The sequence below is a fragment of the Paenibacillus sp. FSL R5-0766 genome, assembly GCF_037971845.1.
Lineage (GTDB): Bacteria > Bacillota > Bacilli > Paenibacillales > Paenibacillaceae > Paenibacillus.
The window spans coordinates 1,369,127-1,393,992 of sequence record NZ_CP150227.1 but is presented as its reverse complement, the minus strand read 5'-3'; the positions used below and the strand labels follow the sequence as shown (position 1 = coordinate 1,393,992).

20 protein-coding genes are annotated in these 24,866 nt (G+C 46.7%); 7 read left to right on the top strand and 13 right to left on the bottom strand.

The features are described 5' to 3' along the window. Positions 1-376: 376 nt before the first annotated feature. Positions 377-538, bottom strand: a complete 162-nt coding sequence (locus MKY66_RS06130; RefSeq protein WP_339807036.1) for a hypothetical protein — start codon at positions 536-538, stop codon at positions 377-379. Positions 539-692: 154 nt separating this feature from the next. Continuing rightward, entirely contained in the window at positions 693-872 is a 180-nt protein-coding gene (locus MKY66_RS06125) for a hypothetical protein (RefSeq protein ID WP_076209551.1), read from the bottom strand. A 437-nt stretch (positions 873-1,309) separates the two neighbouring features. On the opposite strand from MKY66_RS06125, the gene MKY66_RS06120 reads away from it, so the two are divergent. Then, positions 1,310-2,584 carry an MFS transporter gene (locus MKY66_RS06120; protein ID WP_036668794.1) on the top strand — a complete coding sequence of 425 codons (1,275 nt, stop codon included), beginning with the start codon at positions 1,310-1,312 and terminating at the stop codon, positions 2,582-2,584. A 125-nt stretch (positions 2,585-2,709) separates the two neighbouring features. Here MKY66_RS06120 and MKY66_RS06115 read toward each other — a convergent pair whose 3' ends face one another. From MKY66_RS06115 to MKY66_RS06080, 8 genes are all read right to left on the bottom strand, one after another. Beyond that, entirely contained in the window at positions 2,710-3,198 is a 489-nt protein-coding gene (locus tag MKY66_RS06115; protein ID WP_076209550.1) for a prolyl-tRNA synthetase associated domain-containing protein, read from the bottom strand. Positions 3,199-3,445: 247 nt separating this feature from the next. Beyond that, positions 3,446-4,291 carry an EcsC family protein gene (locus MKY66_RS06110; RefSeq protein WP_083657280.1) on the bottom strand — a complete coding sequence of 282 codons (846 nt, stop codon included), beginning with the start codon at positions 4,289-4,291 and terminating at the stop codon, positions 3,446-3,448. 195 nt (positions 4,292-4,486) lie between these two features. Then, a complete protein-coding gene (locus MKY66_RS06105) occupies positions 4,487-5,467 on the bottom strand; it encodes a family 43 glycosylhydrolase (RefSeq protein ID WP_076214625.1) in 981 nt (326 codons plus the stop codon). Positions 5,468-6,324: 857 nt separating this feature from the next. After that, positions 6,325-7,740 carry an arabinan endo-1,5-alpha-L-arabinosidase gene (locus MKY66_RS06100; RefSeq protein WP_076214652.1) on the bottom strand — a complete coding sequence of 472 codons (1,416 nt, stop codon included), beginning with the start codon at positions 7,738-7,740 and terminating at the stop codon, positions 6,325-6,327. Positions 7,741-7,796: 56 nt separating this feature from the next. Beyond that, entirely contained in the window at positions 7,797-8,639 is an 843-nt protein-coding gene (locus tag MKY66_RS06095) for a carbohydrate ABC transporter permease (RefSeq protein ID WP_036611483.1), read from the bottom strand. Between the two features lie 26 nt (positions 8,640-8,665). Continuing rightward, entirely contained in the window at positions 8,666-9,556 is an 891-nt protein-coding gene (locus tag MKY66_RS06090) for a sugar ABC transporter permease (RefSeq protein WP_036611613.1), read from the bottom strand. Positions 9,557-9,713: 157 nt separating this feature from the next. Then, complete coding sequence (locus MKY66_RS06085) at positions 9,714-11,054, bottom strand: sugar ABC transporter substrate-binding protein (RefSeq protein ID WP_076214622.1); 1,341 nt, start codon at positions 11,052-11,054, stop codon at positions 9,714-9,716. Positions 11,055-11,186: 132 nt separating this feature from the next. Next, positions 11,187-12,098 carry a glycoside hydrolase family 43 protein gene (locus MKY66_RS06080; protein WP_053061664.1) on the bottom strand — a complete coding sequence of 304 codons (912 nt, stop codon included), beginning with the start codon at positions 12,096-12,098 and terminating at the stop codon, positions 11,187-11,189. A gap of 397 nt (positions 12,099-12,495) precedes the next feature. Here MKY66_RS06080 and MKY66_RS06075 point away from each other — a divergent pair, with 397 nt between their 5' ends. The 4 genes from MKY66_RS06075 (at position 12,496) to MKY66_RS06060 (ending at position 15,776) form a co-directional block, all read left to right on the top strand. Continuing rightward, positions 12,496-13,413, top strand: a complete 918-nt coding sequence (locus MKY66_RS06075) for a winged helix-turn-helix transcriptional regulator (RefSeq protein WP_036668788.1) — start codon at positions 12,496-12,498, stop codon at positions 13,411-13,413. Positions 13,414-13,684: 271 nt separating this feature from the next. After that, a complete protein-coding gene (locus MKY66_RS06070; RefSeq protein ID WP_076214619.1) occupies positions 13,685-14,602 on the top strand; it encodes a YafY family protein in 918 nt (305 codons plus the stop codon). Between the two features lie 83 nt (positions 14,603-14,685). Then, on the top strand, positions 14,686-15,195 hold the full coding sequence (locus tag MKY66_RS06065) for a DinB family protein (RefSeq protein WP_076214617.1): 510 nt from the start codon (positions 14,686-14,688) through the stop codon (positions 15,193-15,195). Positions 15,196-15,206: 11 nt separating this feature from the next. Then, positions 15,207-15,776, top strand: a complete 570-nt coding sequence (locus MKY66_RS06060) for a YdeI/OmpD-associated family protein (RefSeq protein ID WP_076214614.1) — start codon at positions 15,207-15,209, stop codon at positions 15,774-15,776. Between the two features lie 78 nt (positions 15,777-15,854). Here MKY66_RS06060 and MKY66_RS06055 read toward each other — a convergent pair whose 3' ends face one another. Further along, positions 15,855-16,721, bottom strand: coding sequence for a helix-turn-helix domain-containing protein (locus MKY66_RS06055; protein ID WP_076214612.1), 867 nt, complete (start codon positions 16,719-16,721; stop codon positions 15,855-15,857). A gap of 170 nt (positions 16,722-16,891) precedes the next feature. Between MKY66_RS06055 and MKY66_RS06050 the strand changes: the two genes are divergently transcribed. Together MKY66_RS06050 and MKY66_RS06045 are read left to right on the top strand one after the other, a co-directional pair. After that, positions 16,892-18,406, top strand: a complete 1,515-nt coding sequence (locus MKY66_RS06050; protein ID WP_076214609.1) for a glycoside hydrolase family 43 protein — start codon at positions 16,892-16,894, stop codon at positions 18,404-18,406. Between the two features lie 314 nt (positions 18,407-18,720). After that, positions 18,721-21,021, top strand: a complete 2,301-nt coding sequence (locus MKY66_RS06045) for an AraC family transcriptional regulator (protein WP_076214606.1) — start codon at positions 18,721-18,723, stop codon at positions 21,019-21,021. Between the two features lie 151 nt (positions 21,022-21,172). On the opposite strand, the gene MKY66_RS06040 is transcribed toward MKY66_RS06045, so the two are convergent. Both MKY66_RS06040 and MKY66_RS06035 read right to left on the bottom strand, forming a co-directional pair. Next, positions 21,173-22,225: a glycoside hydrolase family 18 protein gene (locus MKY66_RS06040; protein WP_076214604.1), complete on the bottom strand. Its 1,053-nt coding sequence runs from the start codon at positions 22,223-22,225 to the stop codon at positions 21,173-21,175. Between the two features lie 5 nt (positions 22,226-22,230). Then, positions 22,231-24,864 carry a transglutaminase domain-containing protein gene (locus tag MKY66_RS06035; RefSeq protein WP_076214601.1) on the bottom strand — a complete coding sequence of 878 codons (2,634 nt, stop codon included), beginning with the start codon at positions 24,862-24,864 and terminating at the stop codon, positions 22,231-22,233. Positions 24,865-24,866 lie beyond the last annotated feature (2 nt).

The following is a 24,866-nucleotide window of genomic DNA, read 5'->3' as shown; positions in this document are numbered from 1 at the left end:
TTATATAGTTAATTCCACTACTAAATTATTTAGTTACTTTTGGTTCACAATGCTGTCTGCTTTGTAGACCACACTAACTTTAATTGTGCTTGTCAGACCAGATACCTTCATAGTAAAAAATTCCTACACTTTCATCAAATGTTATAATATAACTTCCTTTGAAGTAAGATAAAATATGCTACCGATCGTTGCCGTTTTCGCGATACTCAACACATTGGTTTTACCAGAAACTAATGCAGATGCGTTTCAAGTAATATTTCTGCACCTTTTTGAAGATTCATTGGAGCTGTCATGGGACCGATTTGTTTAAAACCAAACATCAAAAGTTCCGTGTATGCCTTCTATTAGCAGCGTAGTCGCTGTACTCATCAGTTAACTATATGTTATCAACCTCTTCATAAGTTGGTTGCTTAAGCTCAGAGTTGGCCGGGTCATTCAGATTAGCTGGCGACAGAGACGTTGCCAATACACAACCACCATTTACATCCAATCGGGCATGCATGCTGCAAAACGAGGCTCTCTCCAAGCTCAAATACATAAGCAAAAAAATAAACAGTAATAATTTCCACATTCGTGTGACTACTCGAGGATCCAGTCTCTCTCTCTGCATTCGCACTTTGCACTAGGAGCATTGTGTTCACAACATTCGAATTACCTACCCAGCAGAATGGTTAAGGGTACTGAGATTTGTTCTACGGATTGGTTGTGGAAAATTCACCATGCCCCGTGTTGACCATCGCTACTATTTTGCCCAGACTGAATTTAGAATCACCTGCGTTGTTACCTTCATCACTGTATTTGGTAGTCAAGGCATCTGCTGCAATATCTTCAATCGTAAGGACTGCTCCTGCTTTGGAACAATGTGTGTCCACATATGGACCAATCCATTACGCTGTAACTTTGGCTTCAGCGGCCATACAGATAAGCTACTTAAGATTCATATGCTGTACGAATTTTAGATTCCAAAGGGGTAGCTGTGTTTCAGATTTACCCAACTCTCCATAACTTTGAGAAACCGTATAATACGCTTACACGAAGGATTGGATTCCATGGTTCGGTTATCTGTTTTCTTTATTTAATAATTGCCTACAAAAAAACATTCTCAGGCTGTTGCCTGATTAACATCTATAGTAGCTACTGCATTTTTAAATTCTTAGAGGTCAGTTAGTAGTCTTCTCTCACTACCGTTTTCCCTTGTTCCCCTTGTCGGTCCAATCAATCTATCCTATTATGTAACAATATGCTTACACGCATATATTACAACATCAGGCGCTGATCCCTCGTGACCGCGACCAAAGGAGAATTGTACATGTCTACTCAATCCACTTTAACCAAGGACGCCACAGCGCGTTCGAAAGCCCCACCCGGATCGGATGCCCAAAGCACCGTTTACCGGATACTCATTGCCATCAGTTTGGTTCATCTCTTCAATGATTCGATCCAGTCGGTTATTCCCGCCATTTTTCCGATTCTAAAAGATTCCATGCATCTCACGTATACTCAGATCGGATGGATCTCATTTGCTATTAACTTTACCGCATCCATTATGCAGCCTGTCGTAGGCTGGTTTGCTGATAAAAAACCGACACCATCTATCCTGCCCATTGGCATGGGTTTTACATTTACCGGCATGTTGTTGTTGGCCTTCGCTGACAGTTATATGGCTGTCCTGATTTCCGTTATCTTTGTCGGTCTGGGTTCCGCTGCTTTCCATCCGGAAGGTTCGCGTGTATCACACATGGCTGCCGGGCAACGCCGTGGACTGGCACAGTCCATCTTCCAAGTCGGTGGTAACGCTGGGCAATCCCTTGCCCCATTGCTTACACGTTGGATCTTTATCCCGTTTGGACTGTTCGGTGCCATTGGATTTACAGGCATTGCTGCCATGGGGATTGCAGTTCAGATCTACATCGCCCGTTGGTATGGACGTATGCTGCAATCGGGAGGATATCTGCGTAGACAGGCTGCTGCTCGTCGTGCACCCAATCCTGCTTTGCGCAAAAAGATTACTGCCGCCATTACGCTATTGATCTTGCTCGTCTTTGTTCGTTCCTGGTATATCGCTTCCATCGGCAGCTTCTATGCGTTTAATCTGAAAGATACTTTTGGATTGTCCACAGAGGACGCGCAAATCTATATCTTCCTGTTCCTGGCTGCCGGGGCGCTTGGTACGTTCTTCGGAGGCCCACTGGCAGATCGATTCGGCAAACGTAATCTGATCTTCCTGTCCATGGCTGGAGCTGCTCCACTGGCTCTGTTGCTGCCCTATGCGAATCTGTTCTGGACAGGTGTACTGCTAACCATTATTGGTTTTATCATGTTATCCAGCTTCTCGGTTACGGTTGTATACGCACAAATGCTGATTCCAGGCAAAATCGGAACGGTTTCCGGTCTAATTACTGGTCTGGCATTTGGTATGGGCGGCCTGGGCGCACTCGTGCTGGGCAACTGGATTGACGTCTTCGGCGTATCACCGGTAATGCAGATGTGCAGCTTCCTGCCACTGCTCGGGATTTTCACATTCCTGCTTCCATCCGATAAATTACTCAATATCTGGGCGAAAGAAAACGGTAGTGAAGAGTAACCTACATCTGCAGACTAAATAAAATGTTTGAATCGCAAGAAAAAGGTTCCCGCCATCTCTGTATATACAGAACGGCAGGAACCTTTTTGTTATATTTGTTTTTCTCGTATTTAGCTTCAAAGGTATTATTCAACGTCACACATGACAACGTTGCTACCTTGAGCTGTAATTAGTTCCTTCACATCTTCAAATTCAAGAAATACCGTCGCCGTATTTTCCATGGGATGAATTCCAATTTTCTGACCAACTAAATCCTTGTCAAAAACTACGGTCACGTTTTTCTGTATGTTATTAAACACTCCCATTGGATTTACATGGCCCTTTTCCAATCCGAGGAATTCCAACAAATCCTTTTCACTGGCAAAACTTAATTTGCGGCTAGGTATCTTTTCGCTTAAACTTCTCAAATCAACGGACTTCGTTCCAGCAATCGTCACCAGATAATAGTTGTGCTTCTTGTCATCACGCAGAAACAGATTTTTAACGATACATTCTGTATGTGGAATCTGATAAGAGAATATTTCCTCCATCGTGTATACTGCGGGATGTTCAATACTTTCGTAAACGATATTATTTCGATCTAAAAGATCATAGAAACCCTGTTTGTTTAACATATCAAATTCAACTCTTTCAATATAAATATTCTACTCTATATAAATTGAACTAAAGAATATTTACACTGCACACTCCGATGACAGAACAACCTTCCGATCGCTGTTATCCCCAGATTTTTTTGATTCCTTTTATAAAGGGGAAATCCGGGGATAAAGGCGAACGCTCCGCTTCTTCAGGTCCTTTCTGTCCTCTCCGTTTTGTGTTAATGTTTAGTTCAATTTATATAATATAACTTCTTCTGTAATATTACTTCAAACGCTGAAGGATCAGCCGTTTTTTGTACAACATTTTGCCTGCTTCAGCTACATCTCGAATTGTATTTTTGTTGCTCACCGAACCAAACACCATGCCTGCAATCGGCACGAGTTGGAACAGCTTCTTCCAGCCAAAAGATTCACTGTAGGAGTTAAACACTTCGCGCCAGCCCTGCATCTGCGATACCACCTCAATGGGCTTGTCCGGATCGTCGTAAGCTGCGAGTTCTTCAATGATCGCTTTCTTGCCTACAATATCGGCGGAAGAGAATTGCAGACATTTGACAATAAAGATACGCTCCAGCGGTTCATCTGGATCATAACCATAACATAGAGCCATCTCTTGCAGTACCTTCAAGGAAAGCCCCATCACCATCGGAATATCTGCTGCAATGGTTACAATGCCACCAAAACCTGTAGCTGCTCCCTGAGCCGCGGCAAACTTGGTTCGACTCTCTGTGATGTTATCGGCCACCTGGTCCAGCACCTGAAGTGGCAGATTTTCTACACTATGAATCTTGGCTGCTCCCTCTGCTTCAGCTTCCTGCTCCAGACGATAGGTCGTGTCCATCATGGAATAACCGGACTTCTCGGCTTCCTCTTGCAGCAGCTTGGCTACTTTTTTCTTCTGTACGAGGAACTTGCCTCCATTCTGCACATACTGACCCACGTCGTTCAGGGAATCTCCGATCTTCTGTTTCAGCGCTTTAGGCATCACTTTATCCAACATCGCAAAAGGCAAACGCCCGATTTTATCCCAAATAAACAAGTCTTTCTGTTGTTTCTCCCATTTCAAAATCTGTTCAAGTTCCTTGTCCAATGTCTCGCGTGAATCCATCTGTGATCCTCCTAGTAGGTTCTGCATCGTAATCTGTATCTTTCTCATACGCAGAAATGATCGTTGTGGTTGCTTTGTTTTGTGTCCAGGACTCATATGTTCAGGCCGCTCTATCTTATCGTTCACATACAGAAGAGCCCTTAATCAGCATCACTCGCTAACTAAGGACTCTCGTATTTAAGGTTTCATTACCTCTTATTTTGCTTCAGCTACTGCGCTGCCATCTGGAACAGGAACACCGAAATCAGGTGTGCCATCTTCACGCCAATGAATCACTTGAGCACGGGCGTGACGGTTCGGATCATACAAGGGATCACCCTCGATGTCTTTGTAATTACGCGCATGATAAATCAGAATATCGGTCTTGCCATCCGGCGACACCGTAAAGCTATTATGACCCGGGCCGTATTGGCCGTTCGCTTCACAAGTCTGGAATACCGGCTCGGGTGATTTCACCCAGCTGGCCGGATCAAGCAAATCGGCATTTTCATCTGCGGTGAGCAGACCCATGCAATAATTGTAATCGGTCGCGCTTGCCGAGTAGCCGATAAACAACCGCCCATTCCGATGCATCACGGCTGGGCCTTCATTCACCTTAAAGCCGATGATTTCCCAATCGTACTCAGGCGTAGAGATCATAACCTGTTCGCCGCGTAGCGTCCATGGGTTTTCCATTTCGGCAATGTACAGATTGGAGTTGCCCACAATATCAGGATCTTTCTGCGCCCAGACCAGATAGCGAATCCCCTTATGTTCAAAGGTTGTTGCATCCAGCGCGAATGATTCCCACCGTGTGTGTATCTGTCCCTTTTCTACCCACTCTCCTTCGAGTGGATTCGCGGAATCGTTCTCCAGGACATACATACGGTGATCGAACAGACCTTCGTTGGTCTCACTGGTGTGAGCCGCAGCGTAATGTATGTACCATTTTCCATCGATAAAATGAATCTCCGGTGCCCAGATGTTGGCACTCATCGGCCCTGTGTCACGCTTGATCCAAGCCGTTACCGGCTCAGCATCTCTTAACTCTTCCAACGTCTCTGTTCGCCGGATTTCGATCCGGTCAAAGGCTGGTACGGAAGCGGAGAAATAATAGTAACCGTCTGTATGACGGTACACCCACGGATCAGCACGTTGCTCCAGGATAGGATTAGTAAATGTAATGGAATCAGTCATGGGAATGCTCCCCTTTCAAATGTTGTTTAGCTCGAAGTTTGGGGATGTAACCCAATTGCGAAAAAGCAAAAACCCTTTTGGGGTGGTGCACAGCGGACGTTCGGGGGTGGCAGGGCCTTGGTGCTCTCTTGTCCTCCGATTTCTTTTACTACCGCTCTCTGCGGTTGAAATCGGATGCCAAACTCGCTCCTGCGGCTCCTTCCTCCCCCTCACTGCTTGTGCACCATCGAAGCGGTAGCTCGCTCTTACCGCGCTCGCTGGGTTACAACCTCACTTCGAGCCTTTTTTGTTGGCTCGGTCTTATGGGGTTGACCGCTTCGCAGGGTCAACTCTCCCCATGTAATACTGGACTGGCCGCAGAGCTATTGGCCAGCTTTGTCATGCACAGCGGACGTTCGGGGGCGGTAGGGCCTTGGTGCTCTCTTGTCCTCCGATTTCTTTTTCCCACCGCTCCTAGCGGTTGAAATCGGATGCCAAACTCGCTCCTGCGGCTCCTTCCTCCCCCTCACTGCTTGCGCACCATCGGAGCAGCAGCTCGCTCTCACCGCGCTCGCTGGGTTACAACCTCACTTCGAGCCTTTTTTTGTTGGCTCGGTCTTATGGGGTTGACCGCTTCGCAGGGTCAACTCTCCCCATGTAATGCTGGACTGGCCGCAGAGCTATTGGCCAGCTTTGTCATGCACAGCGGACGTTCGGGGGCCGTAGGGCCTTGGTGCTCTCTTGTCCTCCGATTTCTTTTTCCACCGCTCTTGGCGGTTGAAATCGGAGGACAAACTCACTCCTGCGACTCCTTCCTCCCCCTCACTGCTTGTGCACCCTCGGAGCGGCAGCTCGCTCTTACCTCGCTGCTCAACCCCTTACTCCTCCGCTGCGCTGATCTGCTTGCCCCAGACCGCCACGCCGTGGTCATTGAGGCCTGTCACCACCAGCGCGGGCTGGCTTCGCTCCCAGTCCCAAGACGGGAGCAGCTTCAGCTCTTCCGTGGAGGCTCCGCCCCATGGGCTTTCTTTCCACTTCAACGTCAGTGTTTGTTTACCATCAAATGTCCAGGTTCCTGAACCTTTTTCGCTTTTAATTTTACCCTTGCTTGTTAGGGTATAAGGCACGGCTTGAATCTGCCCATCCACGGACGGATCAAGCGCCATACCCTCCCACTCCCCGACAATCATGGACTTCGGAATATCCTGTGTAGTCTCACCGGCGTAACGTTCAGGTGAAACGACAGGCCAGCCGTCCTTGGTCCATAACATTTTGCGTACATGCAGATAGGGCCAGTTTTTATCCGTCTCACCCCGTGCATGATGCACGATGTAATAATCGTCTCCGTCCCTCAGAACGGAGTTATGTCCAGGCGCAACCCAGCCCTCGCCTTCTGTGAAGCGATAACCGCCGAGAATTTTGGTGCCGATCTCATATTGCGGCAGATGCTCCGTATCCAGCATGTTCATGCCGTTCATATCCGTGTACGGTCCTGTGATTGAATCAGCACGCGCAACCCGCACGTTATAGTCCTCGAATAAAGAATCATAGGAGACGAACAGATAATACTTTTTGAACTCCGGGTTATACACAATGTATGGACCTTCGACTGCACCTTCTTCCGTAGCACGATCCCGAGCGGCAATGCGAGTACCGTAACCTTCGTCCTTGAATTTCCCGGTGTCGGGATCAAGTGGCGCAATGTAGATTCCGTCAAAGAATGAACCGTATACCATCCACGAATTACCCTCGGCATCCACAATGGGATTGGCATCAATGGCATTTAATTTGTCCTGTTCATTCGCAGAAGTTTTCACAACCAGTCCTTCATCTGTCCAAGGACCTTCGGGAGATGAGGATGTCTGAAGACCAATCGCCGACTGGGTACTGCCAAAAGAAGAAGCCGAATAATACATCCGATAGGTATCACCAGCCTGAATCACATCCGGTGCCCACAGATTGACCGCACCTGTCCAGTCCAGCGCTTCTTGCGGAATCCCGGGCAGAGCCTGACCTACCCATGTCCAGTGGATCAGATCATCTGATTTACGTACCATGACACCGGGTTTCGCTTCTCCTGCTACACGAACGTCTGTGGAATAGACGTAGTATCCTTGGTCTGTTTTGATAATGGCCGGATCATGCGCATTGTTCACCGTCCAGCGTGATTCATCGTCCAAAATGGAAGTGTCATACAACTGAGTATCTTGAGGAGCTTCAGGAAAGACGGGACGGGACACCGTTTCTCCTTCTCCGGAACAACCCGTAGCTCCAACAACCATCAATAACAACATGGAAGCAACCACTCCTTTTCCTGAATTCGACCACCGTCGGAATTTCTTCCGCTGGTTCATCCCTTCACTCCCGAAATGGCAACCGATTCAATAATCTGTTTCTGGAAGATCAGGAAGATGATTAATACAGGTAACAGAGCCACAATCGACGCCGCCATAATAAGCGGATAATCCGTCTGGATCGCATACGTGGCATTAAAGTTTGCTATAACGAGCTGTAACGTCTGCTTCTCCGGTGAATTCAGATAAATAATCGGTGCCAGATAATCGTTCCAGATGCCCATGAACCAGAGAATCAGCTGTGCAGCAATCGCCGGTTTGATGAGCGGAAACGTAATACTGGAGTACAGCCGGAAGTAGGAACTTCCATCAATTTTGGCCGCCTCAATAATCGCATCAGGCACACTAAGCAGGTATTGGCGCAGGAAGAAGATCATGATTACGTTACCGAACAGGCCAGGAACAATCAGTGGTAACAGCGTATCCACCCAGCCCAGCTTGGCAAACATGATGAATTGCGGAATCATGACTGTTGGATAAGGAATCATCATGGATGCCAGCAACGCAAGAAACAGTTTATTTTTGTGCGGGAATCTTAATTTGGCAAAAGCAAAGGCTGCGATACTGGACGTAAACGTACCCACCACCGTTACACTCACCGCAACGATGAGGCTGTTTTTGATCCCGCTGAGTAGGGGACCGGCTTCCCAGATTTCTTTATACTTTCCAAATTGGAATACTTCAGGTATCCATACAGGCGGAAGCGCGAACACATCCTGCTTCTCCTTCAATGACGTGGACAACATCCAGATCAGTGGTGCAATCATCGCAATCGCACCAATCGCGAGTACGATAAAAATGATCGAGTTTGTTAATTTCCTCTTTTGACTGTAAGACATCTCCGGTTCACTCCTTTCCTTGACAATCAATCCCCATCATAGGCTGATTTTTCGTTCATTTTGAATTGCACCAGGGTAATGACAAAAATGAAAATACCAAGAATCATGGCCATCGCTGAGGCATAACCCATCTGCAAGTTACTGAAGGCTTTCTGCCAGATGTAGAAAACGATTGATGCCGAAGAATATTCAGGACCGCCCGTAGGTGTCATAATGTTCATCTCGGTGAAGATTTGGGAACCACCAATGATATTTGTAACAATGAGGAAAAAGGTAACCGGCTTCACCATAGGCCAGGTGATATTGCGGAAGATTTGGAACCCGTTCGCTCCATCCAGCTCAGCCGCTTCATAGTATGTACGTGATACACTTTGCAGTGCCGCCAAGTACAATAACATCGTGTATCCAAGACCCTTCCACACCGTCATAATAATCAGAGCCGGTTTGACCGTGTCTTTGTTCGCGAGCCAGTTAGGCCCTTTAATTCCAAACAGGTCAAGGAACTGGTTCACCAGACCGTAATCCCCGTTGTACGCCCAGTTCCACATGATGGACACCGCAGCGAGGGAAGAAATAACTGGAATGTAATAGATCACACGGAATGTCGTTGTGCCGGGAATTTTACGATTCAGACCCATTGCCAGCAACAATGCGAGTAACAATCCAATCGGAATACCAAGCATTAGGAAGAATGTATTAAACATCGCTTTGTAGAAGAGGTCATCCGTGAGTAAATCCTTGAAGTTGGCCAAACCGATAAAGTTCATCTGTCCCAGTCCGTCCCAATCCGTAAAGGAACCATAAAGGGAGTAGAGGAACGGGAACATGACAAAGATCAGCAATCCAAGAATCGGAGGTAAAATAAACAGATATCCGTACAGCATCTCTTTGCGATACAAACTCGATTTCGTAATCACGGCGTTCACCCCTGTTTCTAGTATCAGCATGTGGCATTCTTCGATTGAACCTTGTCGATCAACGAATGCCACATGCCCGTATGGAATCCAATAACTTCCAATACGAATGATGCCAGCAGCATGATTGCAGGCTGCCGGCATCACCCTTTCCTATCTACTATTTCTGAGATTTCTTTTCTTGTTCAACCGCTTTGTCGAGCAGTTTTTGCATTTTCGGTTGTTGCTGCTTCACATAGTCTGCGGCTGTAATCTTGCCATCCAATACCGGCTGGATGTCCGTGAAGAACAGGTCATACCATTCCGCATTGTACGTGTAGTTACCTGGCAGAGCCCGGCCGTAATCTTCAACAATATCAATGAATTCCTGTTTGTTGGCTGGTTTCGTGGATGTATCTTTGGCCCACTCGTCTGCCATATCAAGCAAGTTCGGAATTTGTACCTTGGCATCTACCAGTTGCTGCATGCCTTCCTTCGAAGCCGTAAGGTAGTTCACCAATGCTGCTGCTTCTTCTGGATGTTTCGTTTTCGCGGATACTCCGATTCCCAGAGATCCGATCCACGTTGCCGATTTGCCAGTTGATCCCGCAGGGAATGGCAGCAAATCATAATCGAAAGGCAATTTCTCAAATGTACTCATATCCCATGGGCCTACAGGGAAGAAAGCCATTTCACCTTTCATCCAGCGTTGATACGTATCCAATGTTTGCGCTTCCTCAATGGAAGGTGTAATTTTGTATACGTTCTGCATATCCGCGAAGAATTGCAGTGCTTCAGCGAATTTTGGATCATCAATCGTTACTTTTGTTTTGGTCTCATCCAACCAATCTCCACCGTTGCTCCATACAAAGGATTGCAGTGCCCACTGTACGTTGAATCCAGTACCGTATACATCCGGTTTACCATCTCCATTGGTATCCTTGGTCGCTTGCTGGTTCACCTTGATGAACTCTTCCCATGTGTATGGTTTATCCTTGTCAGGGAGTGGGATGCCCTCTTTTTCAAACAACGTTTTGTTGTAGCCCAGTGCAAATGGCCCCAGATCCTTCGGCATACCGTAGATATCGCCCTGTCCTGCCATTTTTCCATCATAACGATACAGGTCCACGCCGTATTTCCAGATATTATCGAGATCAACATCCGGATTGTTTTCAATATACGAAGTGAGGTTCATCAGCACATTGCTGTTCACATACGCTTTCACGTCGCCCGGATTGATATAAAATACGTCAGGCAAGCTGTTGCCTGTAATTGCCGCTCTGAGCTTGGTTGCATATTGATCCGCAGCCGTTACGATAATTTTGACTTTCACACCCGGATGATCCTCTTCGAATTTCTTGACCACCGCTTGGTATGCTTTCTGCTCGTCTGTACCGCCGCGGAACATAAATGTTAACTCCTTGTCCCCACTTGCACCGCTGCCTCCTCCGCACCCCGCAAGTACCAGTGCACTTACCAGCATAAGAAGCATAAATGTGACCCAACTCTTTTTCTTTACCATCTGAACCCCTCCTGATCTGGACTTGTAACCGTATTCAATTGGATGAAATAAGATTTCTGTTGTTAAATTTATCAAATCCAGATCACTTTAGTCAATACTTTTATAAAACATTTTATATTTATATAAAATAAATCAGTATTTCGGCCAGCCATTCGAGTCCCAAAGCAAGTCATTAATCAGCAATTTTGGATTGCCATTATCCTCTGCATCATAGGCATGTCTTGCGATGACATTACCGTTGTAAACGTCCTGACCACCTGGACCTTTCCATTTCACATTGCCTGTATCCAATATCGTTCCGCCACCATTCAGCATATTAACTCCGTTTTTGTCCACATAAGGGCCTGTTATACTGGTCGAACGTCCATAGACCATTTTGTAGGTACTGTTCACCCCTTGGCAGCAAGAATCAATGGAAGCAAACAGGTAGTAATAACCGCCACGATATACGATACTTGGTCCTTCAATAGCACCTCCGTTATTCGGACGCGCAGCAATAGAAGTTATACTTCCCGTTGGTTTCATCGTATTTTTGTCCAGCTTGACAATCTTCAGACCGCTCCAGAAAGAACCAAAGGCCAGCCATGGATTACCTGAAGCATCAATGACCAGATTCGGATCAATGGCATTATAATTATTGGCGGTCGTGGTTTGAAGCACCAATCCTTCGTCCTTCCACTGCCCTGCTCCAATGCTGTTCGCAGAAGCAAGACCAATCGCAGACCGATTGGAGCCAAAGGTGGAGATCGAATAATAGAGCCATACTTTTCCGTTATACTGCTCTACATCCGGTGCCCATACATCCAATCCGCTTTGTCCCGGAACGGCAGAAGCCCACCAGGATGGCTTACTTAAGAAGATTTGTGGAACACGATACCAGGACGATCCATTATCGGATTTCAATACTTGAATGCCCGGGCCGGTTGAAAAGGTGTACCATGAACTGCCCTCTTTGATAATCGACGGATCATGAACAGCGGTATCTCCGGTCAGATTCCAGAATGCCGCCAAAGCTTTTGACTGACCTGCCAGCAGTAATACCATCACAAGTAATGCCGGTAACGCCAACCGTTTCCACTTAAACCTCTTCACATTGCTTAACTTTTCCAAACCAAACTCCACCTTTCCTGTTCAAATGGTTAATTAGGTTCATGAAGTATTGAATCAATTTAGGTATAATAGGATTATAAAAGCGGTTACATTACATTTCAATGGTATATTTCAAATATATGTGAACTGATTAACACTTATTTTAACCGGAATAGTGGACAAAATATAGATTATATTTTCGTATTTGCGCTATATACAAGGGTTTTGGCTTCTATTTCTCCACCCTTCCCTTCCATGAGGGAATGATTTATAATTATCTGAAATAAAACATATAAATGTGCAAATGTCTGTGTCGAAGACTTTGTTCAGAACGGGGAAAGGAAATCCACCTATGATTTATATTAAAGATCTGATGTCGGGTGTGAATATCTTCAAAGCGCTCAGTTCGGAAATCCGGATTCAGATCATCGAGCTGCTGGCCAAGAACCAAAGTCTTAATCTCAATGATCTTGCAACCAAGCTTGGACTGAGCAATGGCGCTATCACGATGCATATCAAGAAGCTTGAAGAGAGCGGATTGATCGAGATCAACACCGCCGTTGGCAAACATGGAATTCAGAAGATATGTTATCTCAATGAGGAAAAATTGATGGTTGATCTGCGTTCACAAGAGATTAACAATCGTTATGAGGTGGAAATTCAGGTCGGTCATTACAGCGATTATCAGGCTGCACCTACATGTGGTCTCGCTACCCGGGACAGCATTGTTGGAGAGTTCGATGATCCGCGGTACTTTGCTGATCCACTGCGAATTGATGCGGAGATGATCTGGCTGGCTGAAGGTTATCTCGAGTATCGGATTCCAAACTATCTCAAACCTAATCAGTCCTTTAGCGAAATTCAGTTGTCGATGGAACTGGGATCAGAGGCCCCTGGCTTTTGTGACAATTACCCTTCGGATATTTACTTCTATGTCAATGGGATTGAGATTGGCTGCTGGACAAGTCCGGGGGATTTTGGCAATACACGCGGTACCTTTAATCCGGAATGGTGGCCTCCGCACTTGAATCAGTACGGCATGCTGAAGCTGATCCGGATTACACAGGAAGGCAGCTATATCGACGGATGCCGCATCTCGGATGTGACGTTGGACCAGATTGGGCTGGATTACAAAAGCGATATTCACTTCCGCATTGCGGTTACGGACGAACCTTTGAACAAACGGGGCTTAACGATCTTTGGTAAAAACTTTGGTAACTATGGACAGAATCTGCTCGCTCGGGTTCTCTATAACGTGCAAGAAGAGTAGAGCCGGCTCTGACTATTCACTCGATATGAAGTTCGACCGATCTGCTAACGTAACTGTTCAACACAACGACAATCATGTGTCTTCGAAAGAGTGCTATCCAGCACTCTTTTTTTGTTTCATCACACCGAAGAACTTGTCCAATCATGTTGGAACAAAACATACTGGATGGTATGACTCCTATAGACCCTCTGTAATCCTCCATGTTGTTTACCCCGGCGTGATATAATAATGGCCTGTAATGACAAAATGGAATAACGGGCGGGGATACCTTTTGAAATTGGAGCGATTAATCTCAATCATATACAAACTGCTGAACCACGAAGTATTGTCTGCTTCCACCTTGGCGGAAGAGTTTCAGGTGTCCCCAAGAACGATCTATCGGGATATTGATGTGATCTGTGCCGCCGGCTTCCCGGTCGTCTCCCATCAGGGACTCAAAGGCGGCTACGGCATGATGGACGGATACAAGATGGATAAAAGCTTGCTCGGTTCTTATGATGTGGATTCCCTGATCACGGTCCTGAGTAGTCTATCCACAGTATTCGAAGATGAACGTGCACAAGGCACGATTGAACGTCTGCAAACGATTGGACCGGAGCATCAAACCTCAAGTCTATCGGTGGATCTGGAGACTCGCCGAACAGAACCGGATGCCCTTCCTCATCTGCGTAAAGGTATTACGGATCATCAGGTTGTCCGTTTTGACTACATCAATACAAAGAATGAACATACACCCCGCCATCTGGAACCGGTAAGACTCCATTTTAAATATCGTAATTGGTATGTATATGGATTTTGCCAGACACGGCAGGATTATCGCGAGTTCCGACTGTCCCGGATGATGAACGTGCAACTGACATCGGAACACTTCCAACCCCACCTTGAGCTTCCCCAAGAGACGGTTGTGTCAGATCCGTCATGGCAAGATCAGGTAAGTGATGTGGTATTTCGGGTGAACCCGGAAGCGCTCGCGGAAGCCATGGATCATTTTCAACAGGCAGATAAGCAATTTCACGAGGATGGAAGTATGACGATGCGTATCCAGGTTCATCAACCGTTACAAGCCAAGTGGTTATGGTCCTTTCTACTTAGTTTGGGCAGTGGCGCCGAGGTGCTTGAACCGATTGAATTAAGAGACATCCTGAAAGAACAACTTCGAAACGCACTTAAGCTCTATGAAGAAGTATGACACGCTGTTGTCATACTTCTTTTTTTATAATCATCTCAGTAAGTTAACCCAATCTATAGCCAAATTAAAGGAGACGATCATCAATGAATCATCCGGAACAAATGTATAACTACCACACATGGGCCAACCAAACCATCCTGGGCAGAATCAAGGAACTGCCCTCTTCTGTACTGAGTCAGGAAGTGAACAGTTCATTTCCAACCATTGCTCACGCACTCAGCCATATCTACGCAGTAGATAAAATGTGGTACGAGGTATTGAATGGCACTGGTATGCCCGAGGCACTGCAAGCATGCATACCACTCAATAGTGAAATTCACGATTCTGTGGATGAGTACATCCAATGTTTTACCGACCTGTCGGCACAATACAGTGAGTGGTTACGAGGACAAGCTGATCTGGAGCAAACTATTCTACTCGATAATCCATTTGCAGGAGTTCGCGAAACCAGCTTATCGGACATCGTCATCCATGTGGTTAACCACGGAACCTATCATCGAGGCAATGTTTCTACCATGCTGCGTCAATTGGGGCATGACTCCATCATGAATGACTATTCACTCTTCTGGTATCAGGAACCGGCTCAAGTATAGTTGATAATCGGATGGAAAATGTACATTGTATCCCCGTGACGTCGAGGGATGAATTGAGAAATTGGTTGCAGACGCATGGAAAAGTCGAGAAATCTTGCTGGGTAATGATAAGCATAAAACCCGTGCCAAATACCCTGCTGTATTTGGACGTGGTTGAGGAGTCGCTGTGCTTTGGCTGGATCGATGGAGTCAAAAAGAAAATATCCGAGACTCAATTAGCACAGAGATTATCTCCTAGAAGTAAACGCAGCTCATGGACTGAATTGAACAAGGAACGTGTCCGTCGTCTTGAAAAGTTGGGCTTCATGCATGACGAGGGTAGACAGGTTCTTCCTGTTATGGAGCCGACTGCTTTCATAATTGATGGTGTGATCGAACAAAGGCTGAAAGAAGACCATCAGGTTTATGCAAATTTCATGTCCTTTCCTACCCTGTACCAAAACGTTCGGATCGATACGATCCAAAGTGTCAAGAAACAGCCAGCATTATTCCAGAGCAGATTGGATAAGTTCATAACCAACACAAAGGAGAATAAAATGTACGGTCAGTGGCATGACAACGGACGGCTTTTGGACTATTGAATTCCCCCTTTTCCCTGAGACAGCAGACAGGACCTCCCTATGAGGAGGCCCTATTTTGTTTTTTTATTCAGTCATGTATTAATGAGTCTGCCTGTATGTTTTGGGAGACTTGCCAAAGGCTTTCTTAAACTGGCGGGTGAAATAATTACTGTCGTTAAATCCACATTCATACGATATTTCCGTGATGGACATATTCCCGTTTTTCAACAAATGACACGCCTTCTCCAGACGCAACTTTTGCAGATAAGAGATCGGGGTCATCTGATAATAGGATCGGAAAATCCGGTTCAGATGCCTTATTGAGATATTCGACTTCCCCGCAATATCCTCTAGCGACAGCGGCTCAAGATAATGATCTTCAATAAATGAAATGGCATTTGCCAGATGCATCAGATTATTACCTTCGATCCCTTTTTCCTGTGTATCATACTGCCTCGACAAATAAACAACCATCTCCGTAAGACGTGAGATCAACATCGTCTGATACCCTTGCTGTTTACTCTGATACTCCTCAATCATGAACGATATCAGTGATTCTACATACTCCAGACTGGAAATGGATAACGCCAATTTACTCGGAAAGGAGTGAATATTACGATAAAACGGTTCCAAAACAAACAGCGCCTGGAAGCCGTTAGATTTTCTCAGATCGGGCCCAGCCGAAGCAAGCATCTCGGGACTGAACATAATGTTACAGATCCTAAAATCATGAGGGTCTTTATACGCATGATGAGTGTCGCCATTAATCACAAACGCGTTTCCTTTTTTGATAAAAAATTCTTCGGTGTTCACCACATGAGTTGCATGACCATTCAGGACAATCACAAGTTCCGTAAAATCCATATGATTATGAAGCTCCATGTCCTCAACATGTCCACCGTACTGAATAAAAAACGGAAATTGTTGATGATCTGAAGTAAACCATCTCAAATATGCATTACTCAAAAGCATTCCCCTCCGCAAACCATGTTGGGTTGAATGTCTATATCATGCTATTCCAGGACCGAAAAATCAAGGTTCCATATACTTATAAGCGTTATAATTCGCCTTGTAACAGGGATTTTCAATGTGTCCAGATTCATACTAAACTCTCACAATGAATAGGAGCATAAATGATGAAATATACCAATCCGGTCATTCCGGGGTTTTATCCAGATCCAAGTATCTGCCGTGTAGATGAAGACTATTATCTGGTAACCAGTACCTTTGAATATTTCCCTGGTGTGCCCATCTTCCACAGTAAAGACCTTGTGAACTGGCAACAGATCGGCCATGTCCTCACAACAACTGAGCAACTCCCTCTAGCGAACGCAGGTAGCTCTGGCGGCATTTTTGCCCCAACACTCCGGCACCATGATGGCTGGTTCTATATGACAACAACCAATGTCAGCGGCGGCGGAAATTTTTATGTACGTAGTATCAAACCCGAGGGACCATGGTCTGCTCCGATTTTTGTTGATCAGGGCGGCATTGATCCCTCTTTTCTCTTCGATGAAGATGGACATGTGTATTTTCAAACGGCCTGTAACGGCGATGAAGGTGAGGGCATCTATCAGTGCGAGATAGACATCACGACCGGAGCCAGACTAACCGATAGCCGATTGATCTGGACTGGAACCGGAGGAGCAGCACCCGAAGCTCCCCACATGTATAAAATAAATGGCCTCTACTATCTGATGATCGCCGAAGGTGGAACCGAGTATGGTCATATGGAGACCATTGCTCGGAGCACAGAGCCATACGGACCATTTGATCCGTGTCCACATAATCCGATTCTGTCCAATCGGAGCATGAAATCCAGCATTCATGCAACCGGTCATGCAGACCTTGTCCAAATCCAGGATGGAAGCTGGTGGGCCGTATCTCTTGGAATCCGTCCAGCAGGTTACCCCATGCGGCACCATTTGGGACGTGAAACGTTCCTGGCACCTGTCACTTGGACGGATACCGGTTGGCCGATGATCGGCGTGGACGGACATATTGAGCAGGAGATGACTGGGCCTTTGCTGGCTGAGCACCCTTGGTCGCCCCAGGCTATTCGGGATGATTTTGACGAGCCATCATTAGGCATGAACTGGATCTTCTTACGTAATCCGGCTCCGGGTAGTTGGACGCTCACTGAAAATCCCGGGCAGCTCATCCTTCGTGGTCATTCGGTTTCACTCGATGATGGACAAAATCCAGCCTTTGTCGGGCGTCGATTGAGCCATTTCTTATGCAATATGGCAACCGAGCTGCGTTATGAGCCAAATGCGAACGGTGAGGAAGCTGGAATAACCTTATTTATGAATGATAAATATCATTACGATTTGGCTGTAACACAGGTCGATGGGCAGAAGAAAATCGTATTGCGGCGAACCGTCGGCTCTCTGCGAACCGAACAGGCGCTTAACTGTGACAAGGGGCCGGTTGTATTACAAATCAAGGCTGACCGTAATCACTTCACGTTCCTCTACCAGCAAGGTTCATCCGATGCCATCGAAGTGGGTTCAGGAGAAACACATCTGTTATCTACCGAAGTGGCAAGTGGTTTCACAGGTGTGATGATCGCCATGTACGCTTATGCTCCATCGGGGGAGTGTACGCCTGCAAGTTACGATTGGTTTGACTATGAACCTCTGGACGAATAATCGTTTTAACTCCTATATTCAGTAATAGAAAATATAATATATGATCAGCTAAAATCATCCCCTTAAAGTAGATACTCTTTGAAAAGCCTTGTGTGGTAGCATAAGGAAATGAGTGAACTTTGAGGGGATTTTGCTATAGCTATATCTTTCTTACGGATTGCACTGGAATTTATAAAAGAACCATTGCTTTATTAGAGAAGTTCTCCTAGTATTTTTAGAAGGAACACCCCAGCAGCTCCCATCTTGGCAATAACTTCACTGCCCATATGAGAGCGCTATCGCTGCAGCACGAAAGAAAACGGGAGGTTGCAGATATGAAATGGAATCACTTCAAGTCCAAGCTTCTGCTTAAGTACACACTATCCTATATCTCCATTTTCCTTATCCCTCTTGTTATTTTAACCATCATTATTTATCACAACGCTGTGAACACGCTCCGTTCAGAGATTGAACAGACCAATGTCAATCAGCTCACTCAAGCCAAAACCGTCATCGATGATCGCATGAAGGAATTACAAGACATCGCTTTTCGCATCGCGTACGATGAGCAGTTAACGCGGTATTGGACCCACCATCCGTACTATAGCCGGGAATCCATCGGCGCATTGGTCAAATACAAAGCCACCAGTTCCATTATCGATGAGTTATTCCTGTTCTTCCGCGGAGATGATAACATCTATTCTTCTCAAGGTTCTGAGAACCTGGATGTATTCACTGGCCGCTACAAATTTACTACGTGGAACAAAACAGACATGATCCGGGATTTGAATAACGTACAGTCCCCCACAATACGTCCAGCGGAGCAGGTCGTCCAAGGAACCAGAATACCCAATTCCATGCTGGCATACCTTGTACCGATTGCACCTAACAATACTCCTGCCCATGGAACCGTCATGTACCTGATTCACGAGTCCAATCTGACGGGCCTAATTGATTCCATCCTCAGCGACTATCACGGGATGACTTATATCTTCGATAATTTCGGGCAAGTACTGGCAGCCAATTACAAGGGAGAAATCATATCTGAACAGGAAGTCAACGCTCTGTTTGCCCTTGAACCCGGGACGCACAGCATCTCCTTAAATCAAGAACCACATTCGGTTGTATCCGTTAAATCGGATGCGGGTTGGACTTATGTGACCGCTATGCCCAGCAACCAATTTTTTAGCCGAATCGTTCATATTCGCACCTTTGTTGTTCTCGTTTTCTCCTTCATGGTGGTGATGGGCACGTTCCTCGCCATTATGTTGGCCCGAAGACAGTACCATCCGATTTCAGACTTAATGGAGTTCATTCGGTTGAAAAATGATCCTGATCCATCCTCCACCACCAACGAGCTGGAATGGATTAAGAAAACACTGCATGATTATAGTCAGCGCGTAGATCTTCAGGAGCCCTATGCTCGCAATCACATTTTGCTCATGTTGCTGAAGCATGGTCACACCGGAGATTTCCCCTCTGAGTTTACGGATAAGCTTGGCATACGCTTTAACCGATCCCATTATTTTGTCATGATCATGGGCTGGGAAATGCATGCTTTTCCTATCGGTGATAACCCCGAGCAACCTACTGTCATACAGCTGATGAACGATGTGGAGCTGCCGGAGTTGTCTGCATATGCTTACGGCGTAGAGCTGCCACAGGCAGACCAATTGGCCCTTATCGTGGGATTCGATGCCGAAATCGGGCATGAAGTTAGCCTGAATACCCGTATGGAGCCTATCGTTGAAAAACTGCAATGGATGGTGACAGAACACACCGGGGTCGCGCCCGCAATCGGGATAGGCAATCGGTACACTTATCCGAAACAGCTGAATCAGTCCTACATCGAGGCCTCGACCGCTCTGGAAGCATCGATGCTGCATGGACAGGGCAGCAGTACATACTTTAACAACCTTTCCGGTTCCGGTGTACAGGATTCTTCCTTCTGGGTCCCTAAGGATGTATTGTTGAAGCTGGTTCAGAGCTTAAAACAAGGCAGCTATGATGTGGCAGTTCAGATGGTATCAACTGCGTTGAATACCCTGAAATCCGAAATGCCATCTGTACCGCTGTTGCGTTGCATCTGCTTTGATATTCTGAATACAATGCTCAAAACCGCTTCGGAGCTTGGAATCCATCATGTGGTTGATCAACTTCCAAGGATCACTTCCTACGACTCGTTGGAGGATTTGGAGAAAAAACTGACAGGCCTTGCCGCCGAAATCTGCGCCCATGTCGAGGCGAAGAGCGAGACGGAAGAAAGCTCTCTTATGGATGAAATCGTGGCTTATATCGATGCCAATTTCTCTGATTATGATCTCAGTTTAGGTACGATTTCATCGAAATTCACGATCTCTTCATCCTATTTCAGTCGTTCTTTCAAAGAAAAGATCGGCATGAACTTTACCCAATATATCTGGCAGAAACGGATGGATGAGGTCATTCGACTACTGCTTCATACTACCGATCCGTTAAAAGATATCATCACGCGTGTCGGTTACCTGGATACACCAAACTTCATCCGCAAATTCAAAAAAGAAACGGGTTATACCCCAGGGCAATACCGTAAAATGCACCGTCCCAACGGCTCCGCCGATTCCCCTGATGATGATGACGAGGAATGTATTGGATAAATGATGATATCGTCTAACATGTGCCAGATTCATTAGACCAAAATATCGCAAACAAGGGGCCGTCCTATACGTCATGAGCATGACGTATAGGACGGCCCCTTCGTATGTTTTTAGTCCGTAGACATAATCTGATTCGTCGCGGCCGGCGGCCTTATCCGATTTTCCCAGCCGGAAGATCCTTCAGCCCTTGATGCACTGCACCCAGCAAACGGTGAGTTGGATCACAGCCGTACTCCCAGAACATGATCCCGGCCAGACCTTGATCCTTTACGTAATCACATTTGCATTGGATCGATTCTTCATCGTCATAAGATATGAGGCTGGACCCATTAAACAAAAACGGTGCACAGGCTTCCTCATCCCAATAACGGATGTATCCATTCTTGTTGATGTACTTCGCTTCCAGCTCGGCAAATGACGGACCGTAGCCGCCTGTGCTACCAGCCATTTGATGGAGCCCGTGGTTTCGGTCAGGAACCTCATTCCAGATCCGGGAATAGAACGCAGCTCCGATCACAATTTTCTCCTTCGGGACACCAGCGCGAACAAACAGGTTCACGGAAGCATCCGTACTAATTCGAAACAGATCTCCTGTTGGCGTGTACAGATTCGTATGGTGTCCGGTCAGAACCTGAAAACCGCCGCGCATATCATAGGTCATCAACTGAACATAGTCCAGGTACTGCTGCACCTCAGCCATCTCTGTACCATCAACGTAGTATTGATCAGCCCCTGCCGCAATGGTGAGCAGATAATGACGGCTATCCTCGGCTCCCTTGGCATCCAGTGACTCCCGAATTGTCTTGAGTAGCAAGGTGAAATTCCGTTTATCATCAGGACTGGATGCGATACCAGCTTCACCATAACAAGGATACTCCCAGTCCAGATCAATCCCGTCAAAAGGGTATTCCTCCAACACCCGGACTGCCGATGCGGCCATGGTGTCCCTCCCCACTTGAGTTGAGGCGGCCTCTGAGAAACCGCCAGCGCTCCATCCGCCAACAGATAGCAGCACCATAAGATTCGGATGCTCCCGCTTGATGTTCCGGATCACATGGCCGTTTTTTAAATGCTCGGTGGTGATTGCATCATTTTTGACATGTCCGAAGGCTACGTTCAGATGTGTTAACTTCGACAGGTCTTCATGTGTCATATCGGGAAGAACCGAATCAACGGCATAACCCGCAGCAATATATTTCGTCACCCTCTTCACTCCGATCCGTTCGATGATTGAGATATCGCAGCAGCAATCTGCAAGGCTTCCTTCCCGGTACCAATCTTGTACCCGGAAGCCGAATAACGAACTTGATGCTGAGTATCCAGCACGAACAGATGTGGATAACCCGCTTCGTGAGTTGCAGGCTTCGAAATGAAGCCGGACAAGGAAGCATAACTGGAATCTCGTACAAAAACCGTGCGCACAGGAAGATTCGGATAACCAACAGGACTAAAGGCAGCGTTCCATTCCATATCTCCGATCATGAGCACGATTGGTATACCAAGCTTATCCAGCGGCTTTGCCAGCTCGCACAGTTCACGAATCAGATGTTTGGTCGGTTCCCGCTCCGGTTCAATCCAGGCAGCAATGGCACCTTCCGATCCCAGAAGTTCCTCCAGTTCTACCTCTGAACCATCCAGACGGGTCAGTATACTTCCTGGTGCCAGTTTACCCAGTACAGGAATCTCAACCTCAGTCTCGCGATAAGACAAGACAACCTCAGCGGTATCTCCGGCGTTCACGGTAAAGTAAACGAATCGTACTTTTGCCGTTCCATCTTTCAGACGAACGCCTGTCGTTAAACGATAAGCTCCTGCCTCAACCTCATATGGCTCACTATAGACACCCGTACTGCCATAAGGATAAATCAATGTCTTGTAGACGCCATCTTCCAGACGGGCAAACGTAAAGTTCTCGAAATAAGATGCTTCAGGTGTATCGTGTGGAGCTTTTATATCCCTATGAAGTTGGAGCATTCCCCAGCTTGTGCTCTTCAGAGTTTGAGGTGAGGTGAGACTAAACACTGCATCCTCCCAGCCTCTGTCACTTAGATACTGTGGTTTCTGTGCGCTGGGATGTAATCGGGCCGGAATACCCAAACTGCGACATACAGCCACAAACAAAATATCCAGTGACTGAGAGTCCCCCTTCTTCAGACTAAATGTCCCGATCGGATTCCCTTTACCTTTTAGATTAGAAAGATCTTCATAGTATTCGTATTCCTGTTCCAGCATTCGGGCAAGCGTCGCAGGATTTTCCCTAAACGTCACTACCTCCTCTGCCGAAAAGGCATTCTGGAATACACCTCGATAAGGGACCAGCAACTCATAGGAGATCCGCGGACATAGGATGTATCTCACGAACGTATCTTCCGCCCATGATCCTTGCTGCGAGAGTGCACCGATCAGATGATCGTCCAGCGTCTGACAAAAGGTATCAATTAAATCTTTTTCATTCATAGACTCGAGCAACCGGAGCGGCCACTCACCGTATGGATTGGAACGTTCCTCTAGAAAAGCTGCAATTTCCCGGCTGTTCCCCCGTGCCTTGCGGAGAACATCCCATACACGTACCGAGGGCAGTCCAACCTTTTTAGCCAGCGAGACAGCTTCCTCCTCACTCAGGAACGTGTCCTCATACTCGCTCCGGGTCTGCGCTCCTTCCTCCAGACGACGATTATGAATCTCAATTTTCTCTTCCGGTAATGCAACCATGACCTCTCCCTCCCTTTCCGGAGGAGGAACCATATCGAAATCTACAATCCCTGTGGGCTGCTCTGATGAGTCCAGCACTAGCTCTATAGCATTGTTTTCCTGAGCCTTGAATAGGATCTCACTCCACTTGCCGCCGCTGACCGCACGAATCAAAAGGTCACCACAGCCAGTCTTAAAGATCGCTTCCCCTTGTGCATCCGTCCTAATCTCGGCAATCGGATAGAATTCAGCCGTATTGTACAGCTCAAAACGGACACTCGCGCCGGGTACGGGCTCTCCCTGTCCATTTTTCACCTTCACATAGATGTTACGTGTGGGCGCATAGTTCTCAAGTAAATTAATTTCCGTAAATCCCTTCTCGGAGAGCGTAATATCCTCCGGTCCGGGATAGTCGGCATAGATCCTCGTATTAATCAGCATGGCCCTGCGGGCTGGCGGGCTGAACCACCCTTGGTTCAGACGGGCTTCCGGCTCGCATGCCCCGATGTAATACCATTGACCATTTGCCCAGGCTTCTACCCAAGCATGGTTACTGTCACAGTGAGCCCAGCGTGGTGTGTAGACCTGACGGGCAGGTATACCGATACTGCGAAGAGCGGCCACCGCCAGCGTGGATTCTTCGCCGCATCGACCACGAGCATTCCGGATCATCGTCAGCGGTGATATCGTGCGCAAATCGCTGCCAATATAGGTCGCTTTCTCATGACACCAGTAATTGGTCTCCAGAATGGCATCCGCCATGGATAACTTCGCTGTCCGCTCGGCTAATTCGTCATATATCAAACCGCGGAAATCTTCAATATTTTCCGTATTTATGCGATAGGGCAGTACAAAATGAAGGAACAGATGATCAGGAACACATTCCCCCCAAGGTACACGTTTGCGGGTGTCCAAAGCCTGGCGCACATGGCTCAAGAACAAGTCCCCGTTATAATCAGCCATGTCGTTTACCGGCATATAGGCATAGACATACTTCAATGCCCATGTCTCTTCTTGTGTTAGCTCCTGCTGAAAAATATGAAACAATTCCGATTTGCGGGTCTCTGCAAAACGTACCTTCTCCTGGAACTTCTGCTCAATCCTCTCCAATGACTGTGCATCAAGGGAAAATACCAAGGTTTGGCTGGTCATTG